At 38.5% G+C, this 12,789-nt stretch carries 10 protein-coding genes; 8 read left to right on the top strand and 2 right to left on the bottom strand.

Translation table 11 applies throughout. The features are described from left to right. Nucleotides 1-37: 37 nt before the first annotated feature. On the bottom strand, nucleotides 38-1,153 hold the full coding sequence (locus C2I18_RS01110; RefSeq protein ID WP_249899459.1) for an ArsR/SmtB family transcription factor: 1,116 nt from the start codon (nucleotides 1,151-1,153) through the stop codon (nucleotides 38-40). A gap of 236 nt (nucleotides 1,154-1,389) precedes the next feature. On the opposite strand from C2I18_RS01110, the gene C2I18_RS01105 reads away from it, so the two are divergent. Continuing rightward, nucleotides 1,390-1,860, top strand: coding sequence for a DinB family protein (locus tag C2I18_RS01105; RefSeq protein ID WP_249899458.1), 471 nt, complete (start codon nucleotides 1,390-1,392; stop codon nucleotides 1,858-1,860). A gap of 644 nt (nucleotides 1,861-2,504) precedes the next feature. Beyond that, nucleotides 2,505-3,065, top strand: a complete 561-nt coding sequence (locus C2I18_RS01100; protein ID WP_249899457.1) for a hypothetical protein — start codon at nucleotides 2,505-2,507, stop codon at nucleotides 3,063-3,065. Nucleotides 3,066-3,278: 213 nt separating this feature from the next. On the opposite strand, the gene C2I18_RS01095 is transcribed toward C2I18_RS01100, so the two are convergent. Next, on the bottom strand, nucleotides 3,279-3,419 hold the full coding sequence (locus C2I18_RS01095) for a hypothetical protein (RefSeq protein ID WP_249899456.1): 141 nt from the start codon (nucleotides 3,417-3,419) through the stop codon (nucleotides 3,279-3,281). A gap of 554 nt (nucleotides 3,420-3,973) precedes the next feature. Between C2I18_RS01095 and C2I18_RS01090 the strand changes: the two genes are divergently transcribed. The 6 genes from C2I18_RS01090 to C2I18_RS01065 all read left to right on the top strand — a co-directional run bounded on the left by C2I18_RS01090 (nucleotide 3,974) and on the right by C2I18_RS01065 (nucleotide 12,684). Then, on the top strand, nucleotides 3,974-5,722 hold the full coding sequence (locus C2I18_RS01090; RefSeq protein WP_249899455.1) for a hypothetical protein: 1,749 nt from the start codon (nucleotides 3,974-3,976) through the stop codon (nucleotides 5,720-5,722). Nucleotides 5,723-6,030: 308 nt separating this feature from the next. Then, entirely contained in the window at nucleotides 6,031-8,223 is a 2,193-nt protein-coding gene (locus C2I18_RS01085; RefSeq protein ID WP_249899454.1) for a carbohydrate binding domain-containing protein, read from the top strand. A 55-nt stretch (nucleotides 8,224-8,278) separates the two neighbouring features. Beyond that, nucleotides 8,279-9,712 (top strand): discoidin domain-containing protein, encoded by a 1,434-nt coding sequence (locus C2I18_RS01080; RefSeq protein ID WP_249899453.1) that lies wholly within the window; start codon nucleotides 8,279-8,281, stop codon nucleotides 9,710-9,712. Between the two features lie 60 nt (nucleotides 9,713-9,772). Further along, nucleotides 9,773-10,987 carry a hypothetical protein gene (locus C2I18_RS01075; RefSeq protein WP_249899452.1) on the top strand — a complete coding sequence of 405 codons (1,215 nt, stop codon included), beginning with the start codon at nucleotides 9,773-9,775 and terminating at the stop codon, nucleotides 10,985-10,987. 37 nt (nucleotides 10,988-11,024) lie between these two features. Next, nucleotides 11,025-11,612, top strand: coding sequence for an RHS repeat domain-containing protein (locus C2I18_RS01070; RefSeq protein WP_249899451.1), 588 nt, complete (start codon nucleotides 11,025-11,027; stop codon nucleotides 11,610-11,612). A gap of 13 nt (nucleotides 11,613-11,625) precedes the next feature. Then, nucleotides 11,626-12,684 carry an RICIN domain-containing protein gene (locus C2I18_RS01065; protein WP_249899450.1) on the top strand — a complete coding sequence of 353 codons (1,059 nt, stop codon included), beginning with the start codon at nucleotides 11,626-11,628 and terminating at the stop codon, nucleotides 12,682-12,684. Nucleotides 12,685-12,789 lie beyond the last annotated feature (105 nt).

The following is a 12,789-nucleotide window of genomic DNA, read 5'->3' as shown; positions in this document are numbered from 1 at the left end:
CTCCCTAATTTAAAATAACGTTGGATTATGCTCCGGGCTAATATCCCTCATCCAGCATCACTTTGGACGTCAGGGAGAGCAGCTCCTCCAGTTTGTCTGTGTGAAGATGGTAATACAGCCGGTGATCCTCCCGTTTGAGCTCAATCAGGCCCAGGAAGAACAGGAAGTTGGCATGGTAATTAACTGCTGCCGGGGTAATGCCAAGTGCGGCTGCAATCTCCTGTCCGTAATGCGGACGTTTTTTGAGCAGGAGGAGAAAGTCCAGTCTTCTTTTATCGGAAAAGGCTTTCAAAAACAGTTCTACCTTCTCCCGGGCAGCCGGAGGCCCAAAAGCCTGCTCATTATGTATCCCAAACACAACCCAGCCGAGCTCCCCGGTATCTTTGTACAGATGAAGAAAGTAATTGCCGACCTGTGACATGAAGCTGATGTGAAAAGTGGTGGGGATATCATACTGGGCAGGATCATTGGTGTTGATCTCACGGATGAACCGTTCCGGGTTGTCCTGGAACAGCGGCTCATAGTAGACTCTGCCTTGCTCAGATTCGTTACGCAGCGCGTCGCTCCAGTGGGAGAATATATCCTTGTGGAACTGCCGCAGAAACTGCATATACCGCAGCTTGCATTCTTCCGGGTAATTCAGGCATTCCAGCAGCGGCTCTTGCGCGGCAGCGACCTCCTGCAGAGGCTCGGTATTTCTTACAAGCCCGGCGAGGAGCGGGATATCATGTTTGGCAACCTCCCAGTCATGCCCCTGCAGCAGCTCATCCAGATGATCGTGATACACCCCGTACACCATTTCGGACACGGTCTTTTCTGCAGGACTTTCCTCCAGCCGGGCCAGCCACATCTCCACGCTCAGCGGTTCAGCATAAGAACAGACCGATTCATAAAAGGCGAAATCCAGCGCTTTGTGGAAAAAGTTATAGCCAAAAAAGAACTGAAGCTCACGGTAGGCATGCGGCGACAGGCGTGTGCGTGCTTCTTCATGGTAGGCCAGAGCCATAGGGTCCATCTCCAGCTTGTAATCCTCCGCTACCGCCAGCAGCTGCCCTTCACAGGCAATCATGCCGAGGGACACGACAAATTCCAGAGCTTCATTGTAGGCAAAAGTAATGTTTTTTCGCAGGGTATCGTTTAAGTGTGGTGCCATGGAAGCCTCCCGTGTGTAGTTTTGCGAATATTAAAAGTTAAGGGGAAATGTGTAATGTTTAATGATGACTTAATGTTAAAATAAACCATAAGTTAAAATTTGTAAAGGGGATATTGTGTGGCGGTAAAAATCGGATGTAATTATAGTATCCGGCTTATTTGTTCCGGAAATGTGATAACCTAAGCTTTAATGAGAGGGTTTATTTAGGAAAAAATATAGGATGGAGTGGTATAACATTGTTCCACACAAAAGATGTTTTGGCTAACCAACTGTTAGCAAATGCGAATGATGCCAGCTGGTATGTTCCCTTTACTGAAGCTGTGCAGGGCTTGAGTGAGGAAGAAGCGAATTGGAAGGCGGATGGGGAGAGTAACTCCATCGCTGAGATTGTGAATCATCTGCTCTACTGGAATAAGACTTGGCAGACACGGTTTTTGCAGGGCAGTATAGATGCTGTTCCCAAGGTGGAGAGTAATGACAGCACGTTCCGGGCAGCTTCGGCGAAGCCGTTCCATGAACTGCAGCAGCTGCTGCTGGAGGTGTTGTTAACGTGGCAGGATGTGCTTACGGAAGAGAAACTGCAGAATAGCATTCCAAGGCTTGAAGGCAGCCGGTGGTGGGAGGCCGTGGGGAATGTAACGACACATAATGCGTATCATATCGGGCAGATTGTGTTCATCCGGAAGCTGCGGGGGAGTTACATATGAAAAAGTAGTCGTTGATTGGAAATAATGGATCAGATGATTAAGTAAGATGTGTTGCAGGAATTTGCTAAATAACAAAAAAAGAGCGATACTTTCATGACACAACTATGCAGAGTATGGAGAAAGAAGATTTTGCATTGCTTGTGTTTTGCTTAATAGCTCCTTTTATTATAACCTGTTTTAACGCCTGTAATAATTTTATAGTAGAGGATTTTAATAATTTTCTCAATGACAAATGCCAGTATGATTATACAAAAATCCCTTAATTACGACAAATTACATCCATTTTCAAATTCGAATTAATAGCATATGCTTGTGAAAGCAGATCCATAATGTTATATTGCGTTGTTAATCTGTTATGAGTCAATTCTTTTTCTTGGTTTTATTTCTTGTAGGACATAGGTTTTTTGCATCACTCAGTTCAGTTCTTATTGCCGTATATTTATGTTGCTGGTTTATGCAAACGTCCAACTAGATTGAATCAATAAAGACAAATAAATTATATTGAATACAAAGGAGAGATGGGTGAGGATCATGGAGCTTAGGAAGATTTTTTTCTGGGGTCAATTGTTATTTTGTTATTTTTTTTTACTAATTGTGACTCAAATGAGAATTTAGCTTTTGCAGAAAGTACCAAGAGTCAGGAGTTGAAATATAGTTATGACCAGAATCGAATAGACTATATTTATTCTAAAGATAATTCATATGTGGATTTCTATTATGATAGGAATGGAAATCTGGTGAAGAAAATACATAGAGAGTTTGAAGGATTTGAAAAAGGAGACATTACGGCAACCAGTTATGTTCCATTAATAGGTGAATTATCCATAACTAAAGAGTCAAGCAAAGTCGTAAATGGGGCATATTCGGCATATGGAGTTGGGGCAAAAAGTGTGGATTGGACAGTATTTATGATTTCGGATACAAATAAAATCAACCTAGAACCAAATACATCTTATAGCGTGACTTTCAATTACAAAATAATAGATGCACCTGCAAGTAAAGGGTATTTTGACTTTTTTGTAAGGACACTATCAGGTGATGGAAACAATGATGTTGGTTGGACTACATGGAATGAGGCGATTGGAAGTAGAGGAAGTAAACAAGTAGAGTTTGTAACAGGAACGTATAGCGATTATTTTCTAAACTTTGGGATGCATTACGGTGGGGCTATTTCAATAGATGATATTAAAATATTGAAGCAGTAAAGACAGTCAATACTTATTATAGTGGAATCTGATTAGGTAATGAAATCAAATGGTGTCGTTCGTTCGCTACACTCATTATAATTTTGCTTATTCTTTGAAGATTGTTTTCATAACCAAGTGTTAAAGAGAGGCTCCGGCAGCTCTTTTTCATCGTGCATTTGGCATAGGCGATAACCCGAAGCTTCATTGTGGTCGTAAAAGTTCAATTAAATGTCATCCCTTTGCACCACGACAGCGAATGTTTTGTATTTGCAAGGATGAGAAATATTGACCATTTCCTCTATCATAGGCCATCGTTACTTGAACATTTTTTTCAGTATCTTTACCGATATCAAATAATTTCAGTACGGACATACCTAACAATAATTACATAGGAATTTCTCAGAATATCCTTGTTATACCCAATAAACCATTTAGTATCGAAAGCTATGTCAATGTTAACATGTTATACCGATCCAAATTCAGTTGTATATTGACTTTTATGCACAAAATGGTTCTTATATTTCCAATGAATCGATAACATTCTCGGGAAATCTCACATCTCCAGTTAATGCAGTTTCTGCACGAATTCATCTTCATTTGCATGGGACTGGCAATAATGCGCAAGGTATAGTATATGTAGACGATATTTCAGTAGCCATATAAACCTCAATTGAATTTATATCTGATAATCCATGAGTGACCCATATGAGATCTTAGCTTTGAGCCAATGCAACAGCACTACAACGATGTGGGAAAACGGATGTATTTCTGTAGCATGATGAATCCGACTGTTATCTAAATTCAATTTTTTCCTACTTGGATATGCAGAGGGAAGATCATTTAGGAATTAAGTATTTCTTCTGACTCCAAATTATGTTTATTTTCGAAAATGAAAGGTGCATGTGATTATGAGAAGATATTATAGGTTGTTCAGATTATTATTGATTTCCGCAGTGATTTTTACTATGCTTCCTTATCAGGTTTTTGCAGAATGGCTTACTTACACATACGATACAAATGGTCGAATAGTCCTCAGTACTAAGACTGAACATGACACTGCAATTAGAACTACGTATGCCTATGATAATAACGGTAATTTGAAAAGTCGAAAAACGACCATGGAAGCTTGGCGTAACTTTGCAGTAAGTACCTTCCCGGTCAATGATAACTATAGTTTTGAAAAAGATGATAATGGTAATAACCTGCCGGATGTTTGGGAGACCGCGTGGAGAAACGGTTCTAGTTCCTCACCAAGTGCCGCCATAATGAATGCGACATCAACGGATTATTCGGTTGATGGATTAAAGTTTTACCGTTTGACCAATGGTAAAAAGGATCCAAGTTCTTATCAGTATGTCTTATCAGATGCAATACCGGTAAGTGGTAAGGCTACTTATCGTATCCAAGCTTATATGAGATACTTGCTTCTGACAGGAGCTACAGAGATAACAGTCATTCAAGTAGACGCCAGTAACAATGCGATTTTAGAATCGGCTCGTACCTTCAGATCTGGGGATGGCAATTGGAATAAGAATTCAATTACCTTTACTACGTTGGATAAAGCGACCTCTATTCGAATACGGTTTGCAGTGGGCGGTGAAGAGAATGCAGTACTGGATCTGGATAAAGTTAATTTCGTGAATGTGCTCCAAGCTAATTCAACTACACGTGCTAATATCTCCTTTAACGGAAACGGTGGATTTGAGAAGGATCAGAACAGCAATGGTATGCCAGATCTTTGGGAGACGGCCTGGAGAAACGGAGCAAGTTCAGGATCATATGCAAGAAGAGATTCCAATGCTCCAGGGGTTAAAGGGAACTATCAGTATCGTTTATATAGTGGAGTAGGCGATGTATCTTCATATATGTATGTCTTGTCTGATAAAGTTCCGGTTACCGGTGGTGCCACTTATAGGCTTTCAGCGAGTATGCGCTATAACTTGACCAAAGGCAGTACCAATCTTAGCATTTTGGAGTTTTCTGCAAATGGAACAACAACTAATGAGATACATAATACTTACAAGGATGGCGGTTGGACATGGAATACAAATTCAAAGGTGTTTACCACTCAACCTAATACAATTCAAATTGCAATAAGATTTGCTGTTGGCGGTGAAGAATCGGCTTATCTGGATTTAGATGAAGTGAATATGGAATTAGCCGGTGCCGCAGAGGTTAATGATAATGCCAGCTTTGAAACGAAGAATAGTATTGATAATCTACCGGACCTTTGGACCACGGCATGGAGGAATGGAACTAGTATTCATCCAAGTGCACAAAGAGAACTTACAGACACTCTCGGATATACAGATGGCATAACTATATTTAGGTTATTTAGCGGGACTGGGGATGCAAACTCATATCAATTTGCCCATTCGTCTCTCATACCTGTGGCTGCTAATGTGAGATATTCTTTAAGTGCAGCGATGCGTTATACGTTAAACCAAAGTGGACATGCCGAGATGAGCGTGATCCAAATTGACAGCCATGGCAATAATATTAACGAAAATCATTCCTCGGTAAGTAAAGGAGAATGGCAGTGGCATAATCATTATATGGATTTTGTAACCTTACCGAACACAACTGATATTATCATACGTTTTGCTGTTGGAGGAGAAGCACCCGGAGCTTACTTGGATATAGACGATGTGAGAATAATAAATAATAATTGGTAGCAAGTTTTCTACAATCCAACTATGCGCTTTTCAAGAGTTTTATATATTTTGCATTGATTTCGACGGAGTTATACAAAACTTCCTATAATTCGACAATTTCCCACCATTTTCAAACTTGAATTGTTAGCATATGATTGTGAATGGGGATACATAAGAAGGAAATATAAATTAGTTCTGTAGTCAGTCTTACGAATGCCCATCATGTTAAAGCATGTATGGGCTTTTTGTGTGTTTTGATTTTCTGATTTCAGTAAGGCACACAGGCACCATTTTAAGTGAACAGAACTTCAAATGAAGGAGAAATGAGCATGTACCGTAATAAATTCATTGGATTTGGTGTTCAATTATTTTCCCTCTGTATATTAGTAATTATCATGTATCCAAATGAAATCCAGGCAAGCTCAAACTCTAATAATTTGATCTCAAATCCCGGATTTGAAAATCAAGCGGGCAATGAGAAAGTAGCTGTTGATTGGGAGCGACAGGGATCAGGGATATTTGAGGTTATACAGACTCCTGTTTCGGAAGGTCTGCGAGCACAAAAAATTACTGTTAGTAACCTACCTGAAGGACAAATAGCTGCGGTCAAACAAAATTTTACTGTAACACCTGGAGAACCATTTTCATTAAGCGGAAGATTTTATATTGAGAGTATTTCGAATGCCAAAGTTCAGTTATATGCCGACTTTTATAAAGAGGACGCTTATCTAAGCTCTACTATCTTCGAATTACCCAGTCATTCAACCGGGCAATACATAACCTTGGGCGGAAATGCACAGGTGCCTAATGATGCAACATCGGTAGCTATTCACTGTTTAATTCGTTCAACCTCAACAAATGGATCAGGATCTTTTATTGCTGATAGTGTGAGATTCATCTATACAAATGATACAAATTTAATTGCCAATGCTGATTTTGAAACTTCCACCACTCCTCTATCAAAATCAGATGACTGGGATTATACAACTTCTTATAATCCTGTTTTTGATTCGATTACTTCACCGACAATGAGCGGAAATAGAGCCCAAAAGATTACCGGGTCATCTTTACCAAATAACCAATACGTAGGAATCCTTCAAAAAATAAAAGTAGAACCAGGAGAGCACTTTCAAGTGAACGGTGCAATATCAATTAACTCTTTAATTAATGCGAAAGCTCAGTTATATATCGATTTTATGACTCCGACCGGTTATTCGGGGGCAAGTATCATTGAACACCATACTGTAACTAACGGAGAATATATTACTCTTTCGAGTACGGGTCTTATTCCAAATGATACAACATATGCAGTAGTTTATGTTTTAATTCGAAGTACAAGCAACAATGGATCTGGAACTGTATTCGTTGACTCACTTGATTTTAAATATAGTGAAGAAGCGAATAACATAAATAACGGGAATTTCGAGTCTCAAGGATCCTCAGTCTTAGCTAAAGGCTGGATTCCAAGCTTCGGTAATGGGTCTTATAAAACTCAATTATTTAGAGATGAAAAGAAAAATCATGTGCAAAAAATAGAAGCATCCAATATTTCTGCAGATGCTGCAGTGGGAGTCAGTCAAATTTTGAAAGTTATACCTAACCAAAAATACACAATAAGCGGAAGGATTAAAATAGATAATTTAAGTAATGCCAAGGTTCAACTATACGCTGATTTTATGTCACAGGGCTCCTATCTGGGTGCCAATATTGTTGAATTACCAAGTACAACATACGGCGGATATACGACGGTTTCAAACACTGGTACGGTTCCCCGCAACGCTGAAACCGTTCGTCTATATGCGCTTATTCGAGCAACAAATAACAATGGGGCTGCAGTAATTTATATTGATGATATGATTTTTAGCTATAACTCTAACCTGCTCAGTAATTCGGATTTTGAAGTAAGTAATATTGGGACAGAAGAGCCCAAAAATTGGACTGTCATTCAGCAGCAGGGATCGGAGAGTGAGATTCAACTAGTTGAAGATATTCCTGTCACGTACAACACAGTGAGTCAATATTCCCAAGCTGGACGATTGACCAGTATGAAGTTCATGCATAATGGACAGCCTTTTAACACTTTATTCAAGTACGATTTAAATGGGAATCAGATTAAAAAAATTAATATTAAGTCTGCATTAAACAATCAGCAAGTCTTGAATGGAAAGAAGTCACAGAAGGTAGCTGCTCAATGGATTCCTAATAATGAGTATGTGGGAGTTTCACAATCTCTTCGCGTTCTCCCAAACAAAACATATACTATCGCTGGAAATATTAATGCCAGTATGCTCTATCAAGCAAAAGTACAAATGTACATTGATTTTTATTCGGCTAATGGCTCTTATATAGCAAATAGTATAAAAGAGTTAAATGAAGTTACTAATGGATTTAAGTTACTCACCAATCAAGGTACTATACCGCCGAGTGCTGTATCTGCTACTGTATATTTTCTTATAAGATCGACCGGTGAAGACGGGGCGGGAATGTTTTTTCTAGACTCAGTCTCTTTCAGTTACAACTAGATCGTTTAGGACGGGGGATATAGGAGAGTCATGCATTTTTTAAAGGAGGATATGAATGAGGGATTATAAAATTGTTTGTTTCATATTATTGTTTATTATTTTGGGACCGACCTCTATATATGCTGAAACTTTTAGTAATACTACTAGTATGGTTTACCATTATGATCCAAGCAACAATAGATTGGATTATACTGTGAGCTCAAAAAATAGTGTTATATATTATTTATATGACAAAAATGGAAATCTTAAACGCAAGTTTCCTGTTTCAGGTAATCCTATTTTCACATCATCCAGTATAGAGGGGTGGGAACCATATAAACTGAGTGATAATAATGCTCATACAGTATGGTCTAGTAAGAATAGAGGGAATGAAAGCGATGTGGAATGGGTAGCTGTTGATCTTGGTAAAAGTAGGATAGTAAGTGGAGTTCAAGTAACCCCACGGAGTAAGCTGTCTTTCCCGGTTAATTTTAAAATACAATCTAGTGAAGATGCGGAAACATGGACCGATATTCCAGGCCATTCTTATAGCAATTATATTAATGATGGTTCGATCCGTACTTTTGAATTTGGGTCTTCGGTAGTTGCAAAATACATAAGAATTTATGCCACGAAGTTGGGAAGAGACGATAATGGAGGCTATTACTTTCAACTAGCTGATATTAACGTTCAATTCTCTACTGTTGCCACTTCTTCTGCACTAAGTGATTGGCCAGCATCTAGATTAGTTGATCAAAATGCTTCTACAAGTTGGTCAAGTATAGCACGCTATCCATCGACAAGTACAGAATGGATAATAGTAGATTCAGGAGATATCCAAATGATTGGTGGGATTCAATTAACTCCAAGAGCTAAACTGGGTTTTCCTGTTGATTTTAAAATACAGAGCAGTGCTGATGCTAAATCTTGGACGGATGTGCAAGGACAGGCTTACACGGGGTATGTTAACAACGGTTCTATTCAAACCTTTACTTTTGAATCTCCTGTAATTGCTCAGTATATACGTGTCTATGTTACCAAACTTGGTACAGACGATAATGGTGGTTATTATTTTCAACTTGCTGATGTTAAGACTCAATTATCTACTGTAGCTACTTCTTCGACAACCAGTGGATGGCCAGCATCTAGATTAGTGGATCAAAATGTTTCAACAACCTGGTCAAGTGTAGCGCGCTATCCATCAACAAGTACGGAATGGGTAGCAGTTGATTCAGGAACTATTCAAAAAATTAATGGTATTCAATTGACACCAAGAAGTAGTCTCGGATTTCCTGTTGATTTTAAAATACAAAGCAGTACTGATGCTATTTTTTGGAAGGATGTGCAAGGGCAATCCTATACAGGTTATGTAAATAACGGTTTAATTAAGAGATTTATCTTTGAAGAACCTGTAACCGCCCGTTATATACGAGTTTATGCTAGTAAGCTCGGTACAGATGACAATGGAGGTTATTATTTTCAGCTCAGTGAGTTCCAAATTATTAAATAACTAAATAAGCTATTCTTCGTTTTTGTTTTCACTGCCATTGTATTAAGTCAGAGTAAAGCAATGGCTGCAGATCTCATTTTTGGGGCAAAAGAAAACTTTGAAAAAGGGAGTTATGCGGGGACTAATTATATCCCGGTTAATGGGATCATTACCGATGATCCGCTAAAAGTTGTAAACGGGAAGTATTCAGCATTATTAAACTCTCAGTCATCAGAAGTATGGAAAGAATTTAACAATACAAATCCTGAAAAAGTTAGATTTGAGAAAAATACAACTTACACGGTAACTTTTTCTTATAAGTCCATCGATATGCAGCCGCAGGACCCTAACCGATTTTTTTATTTTCTTGCTCGCAGTACGGACGGTAAGGAGGATAAAGGGTATACTACCTGGAACGACGTAAGTGGGAGCACAGGTATTCGAACGATGACATTTACTACTGGAAATAAAGAAAACTATTACTTAATCTGGGGTATTCATGCGGGAGGGAGCCTGTCTCTAGATGATATAGTGATCGCCAAAGATACTTCATCTGATACTGAATCTTTTGAAGGAGGTTCCTTTACTTCAACAAACTTTCAGGCGATCTCGGGCAGTATTACCAATGAGTCTGCAAAAATAATAAGCGGACAATATTCTGCTTTTCTAAGCTCCTTACCTTACGAAACGTGGAAAGGGTTCTCCTATACTGACCCTAACAAAATGAAGTTTGAAAGAAATACTACATACCAGGTCACCTTTAAATATAAATCAATTAATATGGTCTCTGGAAGTAATCGATATTTTTATTTTCTGGCAAGAAGCCAAGATGATGTAGAAGATAAGGGCTGGACGACTTGGAATGATGATAGCGGCAGTACAGGAAATAAAATAATCACTTTTACAACCGGTAACAAGCCGAATTATTACTTAATATGGGGCATTAGTAACGGGGGAGCCCTGTCTATTGATGATATTGAAATTGTTAAGATCAGTGAATCCTTTGAAAAAGGTTCTTTTACAGATACATATTTTAAAGCAGGCTCTGGTGTTCTAACTAAAGAACCGGAAAAGGTGATTAGCGGACAGTATTCTGCTTATCTCTCTTCACAATTAAATGAAGACTGGAAAGAATTCGCCTATAGTGACCCTGATACATATAGTTTCGAAAAAAACACGACTTACAGTATCACCTTTTCATACAAATCTTTAGCCATGGATTATTTGAATAGCGGTCCGTACTTTTATTTCTTAGCTAGAAGTACCGACAATCAAGAAGATACGGTAATAAGATAATTATTACTTGATCTGGGGGATTCATAAAGGGGGCGCCTTGTCTCTGGATGATATCCTTATTAAGAAAGTTAGTGAATCCTTTGAAAAGGGCTCTTTTAGCGGGACGGGATTGATACCTGACTCTGGAATAATTTCTAATGAACCAACTAAAGTAGTAAGTGGAGAGTACTCTGCTTATATAAAATCAGCAAAAAAGATGGAATGGTCAAATTTAGCAGTTACAGATACTAGTAAAGTGAAGTTCTTTAGTAATACAACCTATTCAGTTAGTTTTTCTTATAAGGCTATTGAGATGATGCCAGAAGATTTAAATCGGCACTTTTATTTCTTTGTTCGAGGGATGGATAATGTTGAAGTATTAGGCTGGACGACATGGAATGATGCCACAGGAACAAAAGGAAAGAAGACAGTGACTTTTACAACAGGGAATCAGGAGAATTATTATTTATTGTGGGGAATCCGAAATGGAGGTGCCCTCTCAGTGGATGATATCATAATTCAGCAATTAACCACTTATCAATACGATAGTAATGGAAGGTTGGTGCTAGTAAGGTATCCAGATAATCGAGTTGTCCGCTATTCATATGATCTTAACGGGAATTTGACTAAAACTATTGAAGGTTAGAGGGGAGAAGGGGATGTTAAGCATTAAAAAGCATGTAACAATTTTATCTATTTTGTTCATTATAGTTTTAGTGAATACCCCTACAGCCAGCGCTATCAAGTATATCTATACTAAGACAGGGGCACTGAGTCTTGTGAATATTTCAGAAGGTAAATATATAAATTTTCAATATGATAGTAATGGTAATAGGATTGGTAATAAAAGTTTAAACTGTAAGCCTTCACAGTATAAAATCGTTAATGTGAATAGCCAAAAGGTTCTTGATGTATATGCTGGAGACACTATTAATGGAACAAGAGTACAGATTGAAACTGATAATGGCACAGATGCACAACGGTGGTTGCTGTGTAAAGCAGGAAATGACTATTTCAAATTAATTAATGTAAATAGTGGAAAGGCATTAGATGTATCCGGGGGCTCTTCTACGGATGGTACCAAAGTTCAAATATACAACGATAATGGTACAGACTCACAGGCATGGCGAGTTGTTGAACAGAAGGACAGTTCTTATGAGTTTTTAAATATTTTAAGCAATAAAGTTCTTGATGTCTCAAATGGAGAGACTAAGAATGGAACGCCTGTGCAAATCTGGGCAAGGAACGGGACAACAGCCCAACAATGGAAACTTGTCAAGGCGATCACAAACGGAGAAGAATATAAAATATTAAATGCTGGTAACGGTAAAGCCGTAGATGTTACAGGAGGAAAAACTTTAGACGGAACGCCTGTACAAATTTGGAAGGACAACGGTACGGACTCACAGATATGGCAGGTATATGATTTGGGTGGTGATAAGTATAAGTTGATTAATAAAAACAGTAACAAGGCTCTAGAAGTATCTGGTGGTAAGACATTAGACGGATCAGTTGTTCAAATTTGGACCGATAATGGGACAACCTCTCAACAATGGATATTCAGAAACCATGCAGATGGCACAACTAGCCTAGTTAATGTAAATAGTAATAAATTGTTAGATATTCCTGGAGGAAACAGTACAGAAGGTACTCCATTGCAGATCCATACAGACAACGGAACCAGTGCTCAAAGTTGGACATTAGTGAGAATATGGTGAAGATGAAAAACATTTAAATACCAGCTGTGATTGTTGCATATGTCCCTAACAAAGAGGGGGGGATTGCATAGAGGATATCTAATATTGCGAATAAATATTGCAGAT

The organism is Paenibacillus sp. PK3_47 (assembly GCF_023520895.1).
Lineage (GTDB): Bacteria > Bacillota > Bacilli > Paenibacillales > Paenibacillaceae > Paenibacillus_AQ.
This window is presented reverse-complemented; position numbering and strand designations above follow the sequence as displayed.